This window comes from Kitasatospora sp. NPDC088351, assembly GCF_040685575.1.
In the GTDB taxonomy this organism is placed as follows: Bacteria; Actinomycetota; Actinomycetes; order Streptomycetales; family Streptomycetaceae; genus Kitasatospora.
In genome coordinates this window covers 338,655-356,458 of sequence record NZ_JBFBIL010000001.1, presented here as the reverse complement: position 1 = coordinate 356,458, position 17,804 = coordinate 338,655, and the positions used below count along the sequence as shown (strand labels likewise).

General features: G+C 69.7%; 17 protein-coding genes and 1 pseudogene. 9 read left to right on the top strand and 9 right to left on the bottom strand.

Annotation, left to right across the window (positions count from 1 at the left end; all coding sequences use genetic code 11):
- Positions 1-622: 622 nt before the first annotated feature.
- The 3 genes and pseudogenes from AB0P06_RS01555 to AB0P06_RS01545 form a co-directional block, all read right to left on the bottom strand.
- Positions 623-1,157 (bottom strand): annotated as a pseudogene (locus AB0P06_RS01555) (NUDIX domain-containing protein).
- Positions 1,158-1,442: 285 nt separating this feature from the next.
- Positions 1,443-1,865 carry a helix-turn-helix transcriptional regulator gene (locus AB0P06_RS01550; RefSeq protein ID WP_363604188.1) on the bottom strand — a complete coding sequence of 141 codons (423 nt, stop codon included), beginning with the start codon at positions 1,863-1,865 and terminating at the stop codon, positions 1,443-1,445.
- Positions 1,866-1,921: 56 nt separating this feature from the next.
- Positions 1,922-2,695 (bottom strand): aminotransferase class IV family protein, encoded by a 774-nt coding sequence (locus tag AB0P06_RS01545; protein ID WP_363604187.1) that lies wholly within the window; start codon positions 2,693-2,695, stop codon positions 1,922-1,924.
- On the opposite strand from AB0P06_RS01545, the gene AB0P06_RS01540 reads away from it, so the two are divergent.
- From AB0P06_RS01540 to AB0P06_RS01530, 3 genes are all read left to right on the top strand, one after another.
- Positions 2,694-3,191: an ATP-binding protein gene (locus tag AB0P06_RS01540; RefSeq protein ID WP_363604186.1), complete on the top strand. Its 498-nt coding sequence runs from the start codon at positions 2,694-2,696 to the stop codon at positions 3,189-3,191. The genes AB0P06_RS01545 and AB0P06_RS01540 overlap by 2 nt on opposite strands.
- 54 nt (positions 3,192-3,245) lie before the next feature.
- Positions 3,246-3,515 carry a hypothetical protein gene (locus AB0P06_RS01535; protein ID WP_363604185.1) on the top strand — a complete coding sequence of 90 codons (270 nt, stop codon included), beginning with the start codon at positions 3,246-3,248 and terminating at the stop codon, positions 3,513-3,515.
- A 302-nt stretch (positions 3,516-3,817) separates the two neighbouring features.
- Positions 3,818-4,477, top strand: a complete 660-nt coding sequence (locus tag AB0P06_RS01530) for an HAD family hydrolase (protein ID WP_363604183.1) — start codon at positions 3,818-3,820, stop codon at positions 4,475-4,477.
- Here the strand turns inward: AB0P06_RS01530 and AB0P06_RS01525 are convergent.
- Entirely contained in the window at positions 4,458-5,732 is a 1,275-nt protein-coding gene (locus tag AB0P06_RS01525; RefSeq protein WP_363604182.1) for a transcriptional regulator, read from the bottom strand. The genes AB0P06_RS01530 and AB0P06_RS01525 overlap by 20 nt on opposite strands.
- A 354-nt stretch (positions 5,733-6,086) precedes the next feature.
- On the opposite strand from AB0P06_RS01525, the gene AB0P06_RS01520 reads away from it, so the two are divergent.
- From AB0P06_RS01520 to AB0P06_RS01505, 4 genes are read left to right on the top strand one after another with little or no spacing between them, the layout of a single operon-like run.
- Positions 6,087-6,446, top strand: a complete 360-nt coding sequence (locus AB0P06_RS01520) for a hypothetical protein (protein ID WP_363604180.1) — start codon at positions 6,087-6,089, stop codon at positions 6,444-6,446.
- A gap of 5 nt (positions 6,447-6,451) precedes the next feature.
- Positions 6,452-7,753, top strand: a complete 1,302-nt coding sequence (locus AB0P06_RS01515; RefSeq protein ID WP_363604178.1) for a radical SAM protein — start codon at positions 6,452-6,454, stop codon at positions 7,751-7,753.
- Positions 7,750-8,655 carry a radical SAM protein gene (locus AB0P06_RS01510; protein ID WP_363604177.1) on the top strand — a complete coding sequence of 302 codons (906 nt, stop codon included), beginning with the start codon at positions 7,750-7,752 and terminating at the stop codon, positions 8,653-8,655. The genes AB0P06_RS01515 and AB0P06_RS01510 overlap by 4 nt, the downstream gene beginning before the upstream one ends.
- Before the next feature lie 37 nt (positions 8,656-8,692).
- The gene (locus AB0P06_RS01505; RefSeq protein ID WP_363604176.1) at positions 8,693-9,463 is read left to right on the top strand and encodes a hypothetical protein; all 771 of its coding nucleotides are present in this window, start codon (positions 8,693-8,695) and stop codon (positions 9,461-9,463) included.
- Positions 9,464-9,520: 57 nt separating this feature from the next.
- Here the strand turns inward: AB0P06_RS01505 and aspS are convergent, their stop codons facing one another.
- Together aspS and AB0P06_RS01495 are read right to left on the bottom strand one after the other, a co-directional pair.
- Positions 9,521-10,831, bottom strand: a complete 1,311-nt coding sequence (gene aspS / locus AB0P06_RS01500; protein WP_363604175.1) for an aspartate--tRNA(Asn) ligase — start codon at positions 10,829-10,831, stop codon at positions 9,521-9,523.
- 683 nt (positions 10,832-11,514) lie between these two features.
- The gene (locus AB0P06_RS01495; RefSeq protein WP_363604174.1) at positions 11,515-11,988 is read right to left on the bottom strand and encodes an NUDIX hydrolase; all 474 of its coding nucleotides are present in this window, start codon (positions 11,986-11,988) and stop codon (positions 11,515-11,517) included.
- Between the two features lie 316 nt (positions 11,989-12,304).
- Here AB0P06_RS01495 and AB0P06_RS01490 point away from each other — a divergent pair, with 316 nt between their 5' ends.
- Both AB0P06_RS01490 and AB0P06_RS01485 read left to right on the top strand, forming a co-directional pair.
- Entirely contained in the window at positions 12,305-12,754 is a 450-nt protein-coding gene (locus AB0P06_RS01490) for a hypothetical protein (protein ID WP_363604172.1), read from the top strand.
- A 116-nt stretch (positions 12,755-12,870) separates the two neighbouring features.
- Positions 12,871-13,239 carry a hypothetical protein gene (locus tag AB0P06_RS01485; protein ID WP_363604171.1) on the top strand — a complete coding sequence of 123 codons (369 nt, stop codon included), beginning with the start codon at positions 12,871-12,873 and terminating at the stop codon, positions 13,237-13,239.
- A 244-nt stretch (positions 13,240-13,483) separates the two neighbouring features.
- Here the strand turns inward: AB0P06_RS01485 and AB0P06_RS01480 are convergent, their stop codons facing one another.
- From AB0P06_RS01480 to AB0P06_RS01470, 3 genes are all read right to left on the bottom strand, one after another.
- Positions 13,484-15,103: a protein kinase gene (locus AB0P06_RS01480; RefSeq protein ID WP_363604170.1), complete on the bottom strand. Its 1,620-nt coding sequence runs from the start codon at positions 15,101-15,103 to the stop codon at positions 13,484-13,486.
- Between the two features lie 399 nt (positions 15,104-15,502).
- On the bottom strand, positions 15,503-16,723 hold the full coding sequence (locus tag AB0P06_RS01475; RefSeq protein ID WP_363604168.1) for a hypothetical protein: 1,221 nt from the start codon (positions 16,721-16,723) through the stop codon (positions 15,503-15,505).
- The gene (locus AB0P06_RS01470; protein WP_363604206.1) at positions 16,720-17,562 is read right to left on the bottom strand and encodes an RNA polymerase sigma factor; all 843 of its coding nucleotides are present in this window, start codon (positions 17,560-17,562) and stop codon (positions 16,720-16,722) included. Before AB0P06_RS01470 ends, AB0P06_RS01475 begins: the two co-directional genes overlap by 4 nt.
- Positions 17,563-17,804: the final 242 nt, after the last annotated feature.

The window sequence follows — 17,804 nt, the reverse complement described above, 5'->3', positions numbered from 1 at the left end:
CCAGCAGAGCAGCGGCGCCGAGCGAGCGAACTCCAGTCCACACTCACACCATCAGGTGACACCAGAACCAGTCAAACACTCACAAACCGCTCTCTCAGACCCCCTCGTTTCAGAACAGGTTGACCAACCAACGGCCACGCTAGGGGGGCGGGGAGCCTGGGCGTCCATGCGTAGACGGGACTATGCGCGTCATTGACTAATGATCATGACATTGGCCCGTGGTGCGCGGCTGGTTCGCTCCACATCCGGCCGATCGCTTGCCGTATCGACCCGACTGCCGCAGAGACGCGGCACGCCAGGTGCCTCCGGAAACAGGGTTTGCGCTCACAGCAGTCGGCCTGGGCGACCACGAACGTGCTGGTACGCAAGGACGCGTCAGCCTGGAGGCCGACGGCCACCGCAAGGGTGGCCGTCGGCACAGACAGCGAGGCATAGAACCCGAGACGCTCACCGAAGCCTGCGAAGTGGGCGCTGAGCTCGTCGGCGCCTGCCAGAACCGGGCCATCGCGCCCCGCGAGAGCTGACTGACCCTGCTACGGAGTTCCGCCACCTACTCAGGCCCTACCGGGGCAACGCCTCGGTAGCGACGTTGGCCGACCGAATCACCAGCGCGGCCAGCTGATCAAAGACCGGCCTCGTCCAGCAGCAGGTAGAGCACGCCCACGAGCGTGCCACTGCTGACGATCTCGCGACGGTCGATCATGCCGCGCAGTTCGGACAGGTGAATCCACTCGATCCGGTCGGACTCGTTGCGCTCGGTCGGCGGTCCCACGTACTCGACGGCATCGGCCCGGAAGACGAAGTGTTCGGAGTCGGTGATCCCGTTCGCCGGCTGGGCGTAGATCAGCGGCTTGACGTCACCGACCTTCCAGCCGGTCTCCTCCAACGCCTCACGGGCCGCCGCCTCCGCCGGGGTCTCATCCGGCTCGACCAGCCCCATCGGGAGTTCCCAGGCCCAGGTGTCGGTGATGAAGCGGTGCCGCCACATCATGAGCACCTGCTTCTCGCTGTTCACGACGGCAGCCACGGCCAGGTGCCGCAGCTTGACCACGTGATACTCCCAGCGGCGCCCGTCAGGCTGCTCGACGTCGGTCAGCCACAGGTTCACCCATGGGTTCTCGTAGATCGGAACGTTCCCCATGGATCTTCCACTGCATCGCTGCGGCCCCTCTCGACGGACCTTCAGCATGTCAGATGCGGCAGCCCGGGCAAGCAGGTTCCAACAAGTTTGCGTCACACTGACGAATAGTGGCATCTTGCTCGCAGCAGTTGAGCCAAAGCGCTGCCAGGCCATCACAGACTGCTTATGCGATCGCTCGATGCTGCGGAGGCGCTTGCCCGCGCCTTGCCGTCGAAGACACTGGCGCCTGATCTCCCGCCGCGATCCGAAAGGTCTCGAAAGCTAGGGCTGGTTGTTTCCCCTGCGCGCAGATCGCTCCAGGTCATTTTCCGGCGGGTTGGGCTGGCTTTGGTCGGCTCGACCAGCCGGATGGCGGGGGCCTGGGGCCGGCGAGGTGCACCCCGGTTTCGACAAGGGCCATTCGCTTGCCGTCGCCGGGGTGCGTGATCTGGTGCTGCCGAGGCAGCGCGTGTTCGGCCTCCGCGCGCTGGTCGGAAAGGACGGCGTCCGAGGTGCCGGCCAACCGTACGAAGCGTTCGTGGACTTCGGGGCCGGACGCGGCCAGGGAGGTCTCCAGGGCCGCCTGGTTAACCAGCCGGGGCGTGATACCGGTGCCCCTCGCCTCCCACTTCGACACCATGCGATCACTGATGCCGAGGTGAGCCGCGAACGCCTCGATGCTCATCCGCTTCGCCTTCCGAAGCGCCTTGGCCTCGACGCCGGCCCATACCTCTACGGTCGCCAACGCGGCCCTCCACCCCACAGCCATTTGCGCCCAGCACTCCCCGTCGTCGGGGGGAACTAAAGTAGATCGACTGGGATTTCCGTGTACTCCTTACGGAGTTGTTCGATCACGGGGTGTGTTTCCGGGAAGGTGGCGCCGTCGACCGCGCTGATCGCCCGGACGCCGATGCCGATGTTGGTGGCGAAGACGGCATCGAAATCGGCGAGGTCGCCCAGCCGAACGGTCGCGGTCGACGACGGGTGAACCTGACGCAGCAGCTCCATCGTGGTGCCGACCAGGCACTCGGCGCCCGGCCAGATGACCTGATCTCCCTTGACGAAGCCGACGTTCCAGGTGCCGCCTTCGGAGATCACGGACTCGGCGTCCGTGAAGAGCGCGTCGTCGAAGCCCGCCCGTTGGGCGTTGCGGCGGTGGCGGAGCGAGCCGAACAAACCGACGCTCTTCACGGCCGGCATGTCGCGGGTGTACACCACGGACTGGACACGCATCGCGGGAAGCGGCAGCGCCCCGGCCGGACGAGTCGTCACCAGGAGCTGGGGGTGGGCGTCGCTCCCGACGTGACCGAGGTCGAGAGCAGGATCGAAGACCGTCACCCTGACCACACAGGCCCCCGAGGGCGGCGCGGCACGTCGGACAAATTCCCGGACACGGTCGAGGTCGAGGTCCACGTCGAAGACGGCGCGACAGTCACGGGCCAGACGCGCCAGGTGGAGGAAGAGGCCGCGTACGTGACCGTCTTCCACACGGATCGAGGTGAAGTGCCCGTAGTTCGTCAGGGCAAGGGCCTGGAGATGGTCCAGGCTGATCGGGCTACCGTTCAGTTCCGCCATGGCGCCAAGCATGGCATCGGCCCTGGAGAGCGGCGCCCGGTTCCGGCTGGTGGGGCACCTGAGTTCGGTGAAAGTCCAGTGCCGGGGCAGTGTCAGGACGTACCGGAGCAGTCACCATCAGCGCCAGCCTAGTCACAGAAAGTTGGCTTCCCGGCCGGACAGTTCAAGGTCTGCATCCCTCGAACGGGGTGGGCGCGACCCGCGCGGCGAGCCTTCACCCCAAGCAGCTCCCGACCTGGGAGGACCCCCTGTGTCACAAACACGCTCCGGTTTCAGCCAGTTGGCGCTGGCCGACACTCTGAACGCCGTCGCATGGGCCCGGCGGCACGCCGTTGACGTGCTCCGCCGTTGGCGAGTCCCGCCCGACACCATCCAGACAGCCCGACTCATCGTGTCCGAGCTGATGACCAACGCCATACGGCACACGCACACCGACGAGGAGGTCTCGCCGTACTCGCCGCTGTCACCGGTGCGAAAGGTCACCCTGCCCCTCTGACTCGAACGCGGACGCCTGTACATCCTCGATCACGACAGCGACGGTCGCCCGCCCGTGTTCAGGGTGGTGGGGGAGGACGCGGAGAGCGGCCGCGGGGTCTTCCTGGTCGAGGCGCTGAGCGAGCGGTGGGGCTACTACTACCCTCCCGGGCACGCCGGCAAGGTCGTCTGGTCCGAACTGCTGGCTGTCGCGCGAGACCCCAGGTTCAAGGGCGACGACACCGGGAGTGGTTACCGCGCCAACGGCGAGGCTGCGGCCGGGCGATCCTACGAGGACACGCCGTTGGTGGTGGCACGCGCACTGGTGGCACTCCGTGAACTCTGACCTGAGGAACGCCCACGCCCAGTGGGCCTACAGGTGAGTGGTCGGCGCCGAGACCCCCCGCAGCGACGGCCACTCCGAGCGCCCCGCGTCCCCATCGTGAACTCGAACCCCCGCGATTCGTGTGAGGCAGCGGGGGCGCTCACCCCCCTCCGACCAGCACGTTCGAAGATGGCGAAGTCTCAATGACCGTACGGTCGGCAGCATGAAGGAGCAACGTGCGACACAGAGCGCAGCGGGAAGGGGCGCTCGACCCGCCCCTAGCCCCGAGAGCTGCCCGTCGCGCATTGGCTAACCTGCGGAGCATGATTCGTGCGGTGGTATTCGACGTGGGCGAATGTCTTGTTGACGAGACCCGGGAGTACGGGACGTGGGCGGACTGGCTGGGGGTGTCACGGCACACCTTCGCGGCGATGTTCGGGGCGGTCATCGCGCAGGGGCGCGACTACCGTGAGACGTTCCAGGAGTTCCGGCCCGGGTTCGACCTGACTGAGGAGCGAGAGAAGCGCGCGGCTGCTGGCAAGCCGGAGTGGTTCGGCGAGGATGACCTCTACTCGGACGTTCGGCCCACCCTTGCTGCCCTGCGTGAAGCAGGGCTGTGGGTTGGCATCGCCGGGAACCAGACCGTGCGGGCCGGCGGCCTGCTGCGAGGGCTGGACCTTCCTTCCGACATGATCGCCACCAGCGACGATTGGGGGGCGTCAAAGCCGGACGTGAGGTTCTTCGAGCGTGTCATCGAGGCGACGCCTGCTGAGCCTGGCGAGATTCTGTACGTCGGTGACCGGCTCGACAACGACATCCGGCCTGCTGTGCAGGCGGGCCTCCTGACTGCTCTCATCCGGCGCGGCCCCTGGGGCACGATCCAGCAGCGCGATCCGGACGCGGATGCGATCACGACGATGCGCATCGATTCGCTGACGGAACTGCCGGAAAAGATCATCAAGTTCAACGCTGAAGTGCGCTGACCGTCGTGCCCCAGTCGTAGAGGCGATCATCGAGGTTCCGGATGCACTGCTCGTTCTGCCAGGGAGCGAGCGTGCGCCGGACCTCGCGGATGCGATCCATACCTGTGGCGTACCAGGTGATGGCCAACTGGTCGAGGGCCATGATGGCGTATCTGCACGCCTCCTCCGGCTTACCGTCTGCGGCTTCGACGGCAGCGAGGTCGCCAAGGACGACGGTGCGCTGTTTGTCCGACTCGGGTGGCAGACCGTCGAGTACGTCGTGGAGCGTCTGACGGGCCTGTGGCAGGTGGCCGGCCTTCAACTGCGTGTTGCCTTTGAACGCAGACAGACGGACGGGGCTGAACCAGTCCACCCAGTCGGGAGTGGCATGTTCGGAACCTGCGGAGAGTGTGTCCTCGGCCCGGCGGATCAAGCGGAGGGCTGCGTGAGGATCGCCGCAGCGGGTCTCACATTCCGCCTCTACGGCGTCCAGCCACGCCCAGAACTCGGCCGACGCCTGCCCGCGGCGAGCGTAGGTACGGGCGGCAAGCATGCGCTCGACGGCTGCTTCCCGATCGTCCGCCCAGCCCGGGATGAAGGCCATGTGCGCAAGGATGGCCGCTCCGAGCAGCGGATCATCCGCTTCTCCGGCAGCCTGTAGAGCCCGAAGGAGAGTCTCCGAAGCCTGCCCTGGCTGTTGCAGGTCGAAGAACTCGATGCGGCCGGCCAGCAGGTAGGACTCGGCCAGTGCGGCCGCGACGGTCTGACGGGCCGGGTTCGCCGTTTCTGGGAGGAGGGCGCAACCCAGACGGGCATGCTCCAGGATCGCCGGATGGAGCACGGCAGGGGCGACGGACCAGTACAGGTGCCGATGCGCGCGGGTGACAGTCTCAAAATCCGTGCCGACAGTCGCCGGCTGTGTTGTGGCTCCGCCTTGAGCGGGAACGGCAGCGAGTCTGGTTCCGGCCAGGGGCGCTCGCGGGGTGCTGCCGGTCGCGGAGCTGGGCTGGGTCCATGCGCTTCCCCACGGAGGTGTGAATCCGAGGTCTTCCATGCTCTGTCCCAAGAGGTGGGTCAGGACCCGGTGCACATCGGGCTGTGGCCAGGGCGGTGAGGCGGACTCCCAGCGTCGGACCTGTCGGACGCCGACAGCCAGGCCCCTGATGCCGAGGCTTGGCGCCACCTTGGTGATGGCGTCGGCCAAGGCTTGCTGGGAGTTGTATCCGGCGGCCAGCCGGGCGGCCTTGAGCCTGATGTTGCCTGCGGGACGCGCCATGGATCTCCTCCGGGACGAGCTCTCGTGAGAGAGCGACATGCGATGTCCTCATCGTGGCGCAAAACTCACCCATCAGGCAGCAACAACGCCCTATACAAGTCCCTTTGATGACCTGTCAGAGTCCTCGAATAGGACTTCACATGTCAGCATGATGTCACCACGTCACTGCGAAGCCACGTCTCACTGCGCTGCCGTTCACCACAGAGCGGCGAGGCTGGCGACCGGGGGCCTTCACAACCCCGAGCCTTTCGTAGTGCTGCCAAGCGCCGCCCCGCCCACGCTCCCCGAGTGAGGCGGTACCCGCCGGTCTCCGGTGGTTGTTCCAGCCCATCCAGCACACAGGAAGGATCAGCCATGCCCCAAACCAGGCGAGAGAAGAAGGACCACCTGATCTACGCGGACGTCGTGGACTCCAAGTCCAAGGCGGGCGTGTGGATGGGTGAGCGCGCCTCCTTCCAGGAGAAGCAGGGCCGCGTCATCGAGGCGCTCAAGGAGCGCACCGACTGGGTCGAACTGAAGAACGCGATCATGGTCATCGGCACCGACCCGGCCGGCATCACGGTGATCGCGCCGAACCCGACGCTGCCCGGTGTGATCGTCCTCGCCGACGGTGGCTCCCCGGCCACCTCCGCGAAGCTCCAGGCCGCCGCCGAGGAGAAGGTCCGCGAGGTCATGGGCGAACTCGGGATCGCCGAAGAGGAAACGGCGGCCTGACCACCATGGCCGTCCCCCGGATGCTGTGGGGGAAGTACTTCCAGTACGAGCGGGACGGGGAAGCGGTTCTCCTCGATCCGGTCGCGCTGGACAGTGTGTTCATCGACTCCGGCGAGGTCCATGACCTCGCCGGGGTCCCCCCGACCGCGACCCATGAAGCCCTCGCAGGGCTCGGCTTCACCCCCGGCGGCCCCGTGGCCGACCGGCGCGAAGCACTCCGTGACCGTCTTCGACTCCTCGGCCTCGACGCCAGCCCCTGCCGCATCAGCGGTCTGCGCGTGGTCCTCACCGACCGCTGCAACATGGCCTGCACCTACTGCTTCGTCGACACCAACACCGGCAAGCCGGACATGACGAAGAAAGAGCTCGCAGAAGGGCTGCGGTTCCTGTTCGAGCAGAACGCCGGGCAGGAAGAGGTGTCCATCCAGTGGTTCGGCGGCGAGCCGACCATCCGCTCCGACCTCATGCAGTACGGCGACCAGCTCGCCGACACCCTCGCCGAACGCTACGACGTGGCCAGGGTACGACGCACGGTCGTCACCAACGGTGCCCGCCTGACCGACGAGGCCCTCGACCACCTCGTCGCCTACGAGTACGGAGTCGGCATCTCCATCGATGGCCCTCCGGGAATCAACTCCGCGCACCGGCTCCTGCTCGGCGGTCAGCCCGCAGACGACCGGATTCGCCGCAACGTCACCCGGCTCGTCGAGGCCGATGGGCTGCACGTGGGCTGCAACCTCACCCCGACCGCCGCGAACATCGGACGCCTCGCCGAGACCGTCCGGTGGATCATCGATGACCTCGGGCTGAAGTTCATCTACGTCAACACTCCCATCCCGACCGCGGGCCGCTGGCAAGTCGACGGCGCCGACTTGGCGCGCGAGTTGTACGAGGCCCGGCTAACCGCCCTGGCACGGGGCGGGATGCTGTTCTCCGTCCTGGACCGCGCCTTCCAGGCCCTGGACACCCGCCGGCCGATGCTGTTCGACCACATGCAGGGCGACCGCAGTCTGAACGCCGCCCTGCTGCCCGGCAACCGGGTCAGCCTGTGCGACATCAACTTCACCGAGCCGTCGTTCCTGCGCACCCTCGATGAGCTGCGAGCCGATCCGGACAGCCTGACCGGCGTGGCGAAGAAGGTCGCTCCCATCCACGAGTGCGGGAACTGCCCGGCGCTCGCGATCTGTGGCGGCCCGTCCCGCAACGAGCAGGCCCTCATCGGCGGCAATACCCCGGACCCCGAGATGTGCGCATTCTACACGAGCACCGTGGAGATCGCCGTGTGGGACAACACGGGGGTGCAATGAACACCCACGTTCGTACGGCGCTGATCTCCACAGCCGGGCACTGCAAGGTAGCCTGCGGATTCTGCTTCCGGGCAGACCGCGCTCACGGCTTCCTCGACACCGCGACCTACGCCCGCACCCTGTCGCGGCTGAAGGAGATGGGCGTGGACGGGGTGTGCCTGACCGGCGGCGAACCGACCCACCACCCGCAGCTCAGGCAGCTCGTGCGGCTGGCCCGCCAGTTCGGCATGTCGGTGTCGATGGTGACCTCGGCTCGGGCCGTGGCGGAGGTCGTCACGCTCGCCACGGTGGCGCACCTGTTGGCCAACGTGACCGTCTCCACCGACTCAAAAGGCGCGATGCTGCTGGGACGCACTACCCGCACAGCTGCTTCGGGCATCGACACGCTGCGAACGATCAGCACCGAGACGAAGATCCTGCACGTCACCTGTTGGGGCCTGAGCGACAGCGAGTGCCGCGACCTGGCCGGCCTCGCATCCGGCGCGGGAGTGGAGGTCCAGTTCAGCCCTGTGGTCCTCGACGAGCATGCCCTGCGCCGCGACGGCAAGTCGGTGCAGGACTATCTGGTCCAGCAACATCGCGACGCCGACGTGCTGGGCCGCTACTTCGATCTGTCCAACCGGTACCGGGAGTACCTCGGCGAGCTGCGGGATCTCCAACTGCCCGCCACAGGGGGCGAGCGCTGGTCCTGCCGCTCGGCGACCGCGTACGTGTCCGCCGACGGCCACATGCGGCGCTGCCCCTACGGCCAGGCGTCGGTCAGCGTCCACGCACCCCGTGCCGAGATCAGACAGTTCCTGACCACTCCGGCGCAGGACCGGGTGACCCCGGACTGCGCTGCCATCTGCCGCTCTTCCACCGTGTACGACGAACGCAGTGCGTCGCGTGCCGCGCGGGCGTGAGGGCGGGCTGCCGGCACACGACTCCATGGACTGCCCTATGACGATCACGACACCCGACGACTTCGCCCATCGATGGCGGCAGCCACCGAATTTCCTGCTGGACGTTACTTTCGACTACACGTTCAGGCCCGCCATCGAGGTGCTGGACCACGTCCGCAAGGACGAGGAGGTCCGGTTCACCATCCTCGGGGACGACGACTGGCAGGTGCGCATGGACCGTACGGCCGCCTTCCGCACCGCCCCTCTCGAAGAGATCGTCACCTGGCCCTTCCGACTGGTGCACTTCAATCTCAGTCGCTTCTACGACCCCCTCCTGCGCGGCTTACAGGAGGGGGTCATGATTCCCTGGCGCACCCACCTGTCTGCCCGGGGCTTCACCTGGCAGCGACTGGCGCCCATCCTGTTCCTGTCCACCAAGGGTGCGTCCTCGACGTACCACAGTGACAACTCGCACGGACTGGTTTGGCAGGTCCACGGCACCAAGACGTTCCACAGCTACCTTGACCCCGGCAAGCGCCTGTCAGCCAACGCGGCGGTCCTCGGCGAGACGACCGGCGAGGAACCGCCCGAGCACGACGAGGTCGATCGCCACTCCGTCACCATGCGGCCCGGAGAGCAGCTCTGGAGCCACGCTCTGACACCCCAGTGGGACACAACCGAGTCGGCGCTCGCGATGAGCGTCACCCTCTCTCACGGCGGCCTGTGCCACCAGGGACGCTTCTCCGAGCGGGAGTTGGCATTGCGGGCCTACTGGGACGAGAACCCCGCCGAGGCATGGATGCATGACCTGCGCAATGTCCGCTACTGAGACGGCGTCCCACGGCACGGGATCCTGCCCGTGCCGTGGGACGCCGTCATAACCGGGTTACGGGGTAAGCCGGTTCGGCCCGCGGAACAGGAAGGTCGCCTCGCGGATCGAGGTCAGGCCGAGCATGACCATCAGCACCCGGCCCAGGCCCATGCCGAGGCCCCCGTGCGGCGGGCACCCGTACCGGAACGCGTTCAGGTAGTCCTGCATCGGCTCCGTGCTCATGCCCTTGTCGGCGGCCTGTTTCAGCAGCACGTCGTACCGGTGCTCGCGCTGTGCGCCGGTGGTGATCTCCAGGCCCTTCCACAGCAGGTCGAAGCTGAGGGTCACGCTCGGGTCGTCGGCGGGCCGCTTGTGGTAGAAGGGCCGGATGCCGACCGGGTAGTGCGTGATGAAGACGAACTCGTGCCCGGTGGCTTCCTTGATGTGGGCCGAGATGGCCCGCTCGCCCTCCGGGTCCAGGTCTTCCTTGACCCCTTCGGGGTCCCAGCCGCCCTGGCGCAGGATCTCGTGCGCCTCGGCCATGGTGATGCGGGGAAACGGCGATGTGGGCACGGTGACCTCGAGGCCGAAGTGCTCAGCGATCGCCTCGCCGTGCACGTCGGCGACCTTGGCGATCGCGTGGGCGAGCATCTGTTCCTCGAACGCCATCACGTCCTCGACCCCGTCGATCCAGGCCAGCTCCACGTCGACGCCGGTGAACTCGGTGGCGTGCCGGGAGGTGAACGACGGTTCGGCGCGGAAGACCGGCCCGATCTCGAAGACCCTGTCGACGCCGGCCGCGATCGCCATCTGCTTGAAGAACTGCGGCGACTGCGCCAGGTAGGCGCTGCGGCCGAAGTAGCCGAGCTTGAAGACCTCCGCGCCGGACTCAGAGGCGGTACCCATGAGCTTGGGGGTGTGCATCTCGGTGGCGCCCTGCGCGTAGGCGTACTCGCGCATGCCCTGTTCCAGGGTGGTCTGCACGGCGAACAACAGCTGAGTGGCGGGACGGCGGCGCACGTCCAGGAACCGCCAGTCCAACCGCTGCTCCATGCCAGTGTGCTCGTCGATCGGCAGCGGCGTAGCGGCCTGGTTCAGGACCTCGACCGCCTCGGGAACGATCTCCAGGCCGCCGAGCTTGACCTGGCCCGCGTCGACGACGCGGCCGGTGATCCTCACGGCGGACTCGGATGTGAGGGCTTCGAGCTGGGCCTCCAGTGGCCCGTCGTCACGCTTGTGGGTCACCTGCACCATGCCGGTGTTGTCCCGCACGATGACGAACTGCATCTTGCGCTGCAAGCGGAGGGTGTTCACCCATCCGCAGACGGAAACGGTACGGCCGACGTGTTCTCGCAGGTCGGAGACACGTACGCGGCTGTGGATCATTGCGGTCCTCCGAAGGACATCGTCATGATCCCTTGGGAGTGCGGGCGAGAAGGGCAACTCGCGGTACCACCGCACTTTCGCCGCCACAGAGTGGCGGCCTCATTTGGCCCGGTGACGGGGGCCGGCCGGCGGGGCATTGGACCACCAGGCGGGGTCGTTCCTCCCCGCGCTCAGGAGGGTCTTCACCTCGGGGCGCGAGACCGCCTTCCCAGCTTCCGGCGGCTCTCTCTGCTCGCGTGATCCCTGGCTACTCGTCTCCGTCAACGCGTTGCCCAGCAGGATACGGAGAGTGTGGCAGTGATGGCAATCAAGTAACTCACGTGGATTGGAGAACCTGTCTGAGCTTCCCCCTCCGAGCGGGAGGTGGCGATTACCTGGTCGGGACGGGTTCGGGTGGTTGGACAGCCACTGGTTCGGCCGTCGCCTGGTCGGCGTAGTGCCTCGCCTCGTACTCGTCGGGGCTGAGCCAGGCGAGACGCTTCTGGATGCGGCTGGTGGGGCGCCGAAGTTCGGTGGAAGTTCGGTGCCGGGGCAGTGTCAGGACGTACCGGAGCAGTCACCATCAGCGCCGGCCCCGGGGATCTCGACCAGGCCTTCGCCCTCGGGCGGGGTGAAGACGCCGGCGCGCAAGGACGCGTCAACCCTGGAGGCCGCCGCCCACCGGGTTCTCTCACGTTGTGGTCCTACTGGTAAACCACTCCGTGCTCCAGGTAGACGGTCTCGGAACGTGTCCTGGCTCCGCAGGCGGCGTGAACTCGGCGGGCCAGACGAGGGATGAGGACGGAGTCGATCTGGTCGCCGGCGTGGAAAGCGTGCTCGCTGATCTCGACCTGGTCGACCGTGATGCGGTCAAGTTCGTCAACCGGGAGAACGCCTCCATCGAACACGAGGAGGAGCTTGTCGCCCTCGGTGGGATGGGGCGCCCAGTCGACGACGAGGAGCCGGCCGATCGGCGGGGTGATGCCGAGTTCTTCCTCGACCTCCCGGGCCGCGCCTTCGCTCGGGGTCTCGCCCGCGCGCAGGTAGCCGCCCGGAATCTCCCAGCCGGGCTTGTAGGTCGGTTTGACGAGGAGCACGCGGCCGTCCTCGTCGAAGAACAGCACACCGGCGGCGGTACGCGGCCGGGCTACGACCTCATGAGGCGGGGAGTCACTCATGGTGACGACTCTAGTCACCCGGCCTCCGTCACCCGACGATCCGAAGCCGCTGTGCGACACCGGCCGGCAAAGAGCTTGGCTTTCATCGCAGTTGCCGAACCCAGGTGGTCACCGGGTGACGCGCGGCCGGACCCGGGGCCGACCGCGTCGAGGAGCCGCTCCACGCCCGGCGATCCGGGTGGCGTGGGCCCGTTACGCAGACGATGGTCGGCCGTGACGCGACCGGTCGGGGACCGCGACACGGCCCTCCTAGCGTCGCTGTCAACGCACCGGCCGCACCGGCCGGGCCGCGTCAGCGACAGAGGAGAGACACCGCATGAACAAGAACCGCACCCACCGCTCGTCCGCCCGCCGTGTTCTGACGGTCTGTGCCCTGACCGGGGCCGCGCTGCTGACCGCCGTCACCGGCGGGAACGCCTGGGCCGACGGGGTCAAGACCCCCGCCCCGGCCGCCCCGAGCATCGCCGGGTCCCCCGCCCCGGGCGCTGCGGTCCCGAGCGTGGGCTCCGGCGCCACGCCGGCCCGTACCGGGCAGCCCGCGCCGGCCACCCCGGTGGTGGGCGGGACCCCCACCGCCACGCCCGCCGCCGGTGGCACCGGGCCCCAGGTCCGGGAGGTGCCCGCGGGCGCCGCCCAGGCCGGTGACGGATCGGGCTCGGCCTCCACCTCCGGCCCGCTGCTGGTCGGCGGCGGCACCGTCGCCGCCCTCGGCGCCGGTGCGCTGGGCTTCGCCCTGCTGCGCCGCCGGTCCGGTGCGCGCGGCTGACACCGGCGATCCGAGGGATCTTTAGGCCGAAAAGCCGCTACCCGAAACCGGTCGTCACCCCATAGGAATGGCTTCCCGGCCTGCCTGGCCGTCCGCGATCGAAGGAGCCACCACCCATGACTCGCCTTCGCACCACGCTCATGGCCGCCGCCGGCGCCGCGGCGATGTTCGCCCTGGCCGCCGCGCCTGCCCACGCCGCCCCCGGTGACGTCACCACCTCCTGCGCGAGCGTTGTCACCCCGGCCGGCTTCGTCGACGTCGGCTGGGGCTACAGCAGCAACTGCGGCACGCAGAGCTTCAGCCCGAACATCAAGCAGATCAAGCAGCTCACCGGGCTGCCCGTCGGCACCGTGGTCCAGGCGTGCGCCTCCACCTACCAGCCTGCGGGCTGGGTCCAGACCGGTTCGTACTACAGCAGCAGCTGCGTCTACTCGTCCAACCCCAGCCTCAACAACAACGCGTGGCAGTTGAAGCGCGTCTCCTGATCCGGTGTCTCCGGGTGGCAGAGGTCTGGCCACCGCACGGGACCACGGTCCAGCCCCGGCCCGGAACAGCTCCAGGAGTGGGGAGTCGGACCCACCGACTTCCCACTCCACAACGGGCAACCGGGGCCGGACCGGAAGCAATCGCGTCCCCAAGGGGCCCGACCGTACGGCTTGGGTTCCAGGAGTCGTTGCAACACCCCGGTTCAGGGGATGCGCAGGACGGGCCAGGCCTCGGGTCCCCGCGTCAGTCGAACTGGTCGTACTGATCGAACTGGTCGTTGCCGCCCGAGGCGTGCAGGGTGGCGAGCAGGACGCCGAGGCGGGAGTTCCAGTTCAGGTACGTCGGGCCGTCGATGGCGTGCTTCTTGGCCAGGTCCCGGACGATCTTCTGCGCGTTCTTCAGCTCCTTGGCCGCGTCGTCCGGCTTGCTCTCGATGAGGCGGGCGCTCGCGTCGTCGAGGGTACGGAGGAGCTCGACCTGGCGATCGCGGTCCTTGGTCACCTGGGTCTGGGCGACGGACTGGCGCAGGGCGTTGATCTGGACGGCCGAGGACTGGCTGTTGGCCGGCATCGTCGCGCTCGGCGTCGGCGTCGGTGTCCGGGGCGGGAGCGTCGTGGGGGTGGTGGGCGGCGGGGTCGTCACGGTGGGCGTGGGCGTGGGTGTGGGCGTGGGAGGCGGAGTGGTGACGGACGTCGCGACCGGGTGCGCCACCTTGTTGCCGGTGGTGTCGTTCGCGGGCCCGTCGAAGGCGGTGAGAGCGAGGACGGAGGCCCCGGCGACACCGGCCAGGCCGAGGGCGCCCAGCAGCAGGGGCTTGCGGCGGCTCTCCCGCACGGGCGGCCCGGCCGGGACGGGCGCGCCCGGCGCGACGGCCGGGGGCTGCGCCGGAACGGCCGCCATCACCGAGGTGGCGGCCTGCTGGGGCGGCAGGAAGGTGGTGTGCTGCTGGTCGGAGAAGCCGGCGGGTACCGGCGGCAGCACCTGGGTGTGCTGAGCGGCGGCAGCGGCGGCCAGCAGTTCTCCGGTCGGGTCGCCGACGGCCAACCCGGGTATGGTCGCCAGCAGTTCGGCCCGCGCCAGCGCGGCGTGCGCCGGCCGGTCGGCCGGGTTCTTGGCGAGCAGCCGCAGCACCGCGCCGTCCACCGCCGACGGCAGCCCGGGGCGCAGCGCGGACGGCGGCAGCGGCTGCTCGCTGACGTGCTTGAAGGCGATCGCCACCGGTGTCTCCGCCATGAACGGCGGTGCGCCGGTGAGCATTTCGGTCAGCACGCAGCCCACCGCGTACAGGTCGGTGCGGCCGTCCAGCTGGGAGGCCGTGGCCTGCTCGGGCGAGAGGTACGCCGCCGTGCCGAGCACGGTGGCCGTCTGGGTGAGGTTGCTGGAGGACCCGGCGCGGGCGATGCCGAAGTCCACGACCTTCACGCCGCCGTCGTGCGTGATCATGATGTTGCCGGGTTTGATGTCCCGGTGCACCAGCCCGGCGCCGTGCGCGACCGTCAGCGCCTCGCAGACCGCCGCCGCGATCCCGACCGCCCGCTCGACCGGCATCCCGCCCGGCTGCTGCGCCAGCAGCGCGGCGAGCGAGTAGCCGTGGACCAGTTCCATGACGATGTACGGCGAGCCCTGGTCCACGCCCGAGTCGAAGACCATGACGATCCTCGGGTGCACCAGCATCGCCGCGTGCTGCGCCTCGCGGCTGAAGCGCTCGGCGAAGCGCGGGTCGTCGGCGAGGCCCCCGTTGAGGACCTTGACGGCCACCTGACGGCCCAGCACGTGATCCACCCCGCGCCAGACGGTGGCCATGCCGCCGACGCCGAGTATCTCGACGAGTTCGTAACGCCCGTTCAGCGCCCGTCCGATCACTGGAACCGCTCCCCTCACGTGCCCTGCCCAAGGTCCTGGAGCGCCTCGTGCACCTGTGCACGATAGCCGCCCCGCCGAAACGGACCGCCGGGCGGTGAGGCGGCCGAGGGACCGGGCAGCGATCCCCCGGCCGCCGGCACGGGGTGGTGCGGGTGCGGCCCGCCCGGCTGTGAGCGGGCCGCACCGGCAGGGTCCGGTCCGGGCCGGCGGCGCGTCCGGGGTGCGCCTGCCGATCCGGTCCGGGGCCGACCGGGTGGGCGGCGGGCCCGGGAGGCCGGCCGGCCACCCGGGATCCGCGGGTGGAGAGGGTGGTGCGGGCACTGCGGTGGTGCGGTGGTGCGGTCCGGGTGGGCGGCGAGCCCGGGGGGATTCGCTCGCCGCCCACCCGGAGTTTCGGGGTTACCTCCGGGGTGAGGGATCGTCGGATCGGGGGTGGGGGTCGGAGAGGGGCGGCATCGCCGGCAGCGGGGTTTCCCGGTCCTTGCTTCCGTTGCCTGAGCCGTTGCCAGAGCCGTCGTTGCCTGGGCCGTTGCCGGAACCGCCGTTGCCAGAGCCGCCGTTGCCAGAGCCGCCGTTGCCGGAGCCGTTGCCGGAACCGCCGTTACCGGAGCCGCCGTTCCGGCCGTTGGCCGCGTCGTCCTTCCCGTTCCCCTGTCCACTGCCCTTGTCAATGTCGTTACCGTGGCCGTCACCGCGGCCGTTGCGGTCGTCCTCGCCGCCCCGGCCGTTGCCGTTGCCGTTGCTGTTGCCATTGCTGTTGCCATTGCCGTTGCCGCGCGGCGGTGAGCCGGCGCCCTGGTGGCCGTCGCCGCGCTCGCGCCCGAGCGCCGCCCCGCAGTAGTCCTCCACCCGGTCCGGGCCGCCGGCCGCCTCGACCAGCGCGCCGAACTGCGGGTCGGCGACCAGTTGGCGCGGGCGCTCGCCCTTGCCCACCCGGTCGGCGAACCCCCGGCAGAGGTCAGTCAGCGCGGCCTGGGCCGACAGTCCCCGGGTCTCCGCCGAGGCGGAGGGGGACGGCGAGCCAGCCGACGGCTGCGCCTCGGACGACGGTCCCACGGCCTTCGCCCCACCGCCGGACGACCCGGCGGTGGGCGGCCACGACGCCCCGTCCCCCGGACCGGGCTCGGCGGCGGTGACGGCGGACGCACCGGCGTCGCCCGGTGCGAGCAGCGCGCGGTCCGGCTGGCGGGAGCCACCCCCCAGGGGGGACGGCAGGTTGCCGGTGCCGGCCGCGACCGCGACACCGCCGAGCACGGTGGCGCCGAGCACGACGGCAGCGGCCTTCGTACTGAAGGCCCTGGCCAGCGCGGCGGTCGCCATCGATCGTCTCCGGACGGGTGCGGGTACAGCGGGTACAGCGGCGGATCCGGCGGATCCGGCGGGTACGGGCGCGAGACGGGCCTCCCGGAACGCGGCCAGAGCCGCCTCCTCACCGGCCAGTTCGTCCGCCGTCGCCGGGGCGGCGGCAGCGGCGAGCACCTGGGCAACCCCCGTACGCCCGGTACCGCCGTCCTGTCCGGTGAGCGAGGCGCCCTGCCCGGCCGACGGGCCGCCCACGGCACCGCCGAGCAGGTGCTCAGCAGCATCACGGTCGATCCGACGGGATCGGTTGGTGCTCATCTCATGTCCTTCAGCGTCGCGGCCCGGTGTTCTGTCACACCCTGCGGAGGAATTTTTTTCGCGGCCTGCGCGGCCTGCCCCGCCCCGCCCGACCGCCCGGCACCGGACCGCCCGGCACCCGGCTGGACGACCCGGGGCCCCGACGGCGCGGCGGGGATCCCCACCCCCGCCGCGAACGACTGCTCCAGCAGCTTGGCGAGCCGTCGCAGCCCCCGGTGCGCGGCCATCCGTACGCTGCCGGCCCGCTTGCCCAGCACCCGGGCGGCGCTCTCCGCGTCCAGTTCCATCACCACCCGCAGCAGCACCGCCTCGGCCTGGTCCGGTGGCAGCCGGGAGATCAGCGCCAGCGCGTCCGCGGTGCCGACGGCCGCGAGCGCCGCGCCCGCGGTGTCGTCCCCGGCGGCCAGCTCGGCCAGGTGGTCGAACGGCAGGTCCGCGACCGGACGGCGGCGCCGGGCGCGCAGATGGTCCAGCGCGCGGTTGCGGGCGACGGTGGCGGCCCAGCCGCGGAAGCCGTCCCCGTCACCGGAGAAGGTCCGCAGGTCGCGGGCGATCTGCAGCCAGGCCTCGGAGGCGATGTCCTCGGCGTCCTGGGCGTCCTCCGGGCGGCCCCCGACGAGCACCCGCAGGTAGCGCAGCAGGCCCGGCTGGACGGTCCGGAACAGCAGCCGGAACGCCTCCTCGTCCCCCTCCTGCGCGGCCCGGACGGCCGCCGACAGGTCGACGACCGCGGCCGGGGAGGCCCCGGGAGGCGGGCCCGATGGAGGTACTGGGCCGGACGGGCCGACCGGGCTGCCGGTGCCCGCTCCGGGGCGTTCTGCACTCTGCACCCGCCACATCATGCGCCATCCGGGCGGGCGGGCCGACCTGTCGGGGCGGCTCACCGGACCGGCGTATCGTCCGGCATCCGGAATGCCCCGTACCGGTATGCGGAACGCAGGAGCGGCCGGACCAAGGACCGGCGGGCGCCGGGCAGAAGGTCCCGTCAGCTACTGCCGTTCGCCCGCAGACCCGACTTCCGCCCCCCGCCTACGTTGTCAGTAGGCGAAGCAGTGCACCGGCCCCACCGGCCGAGCCTGAT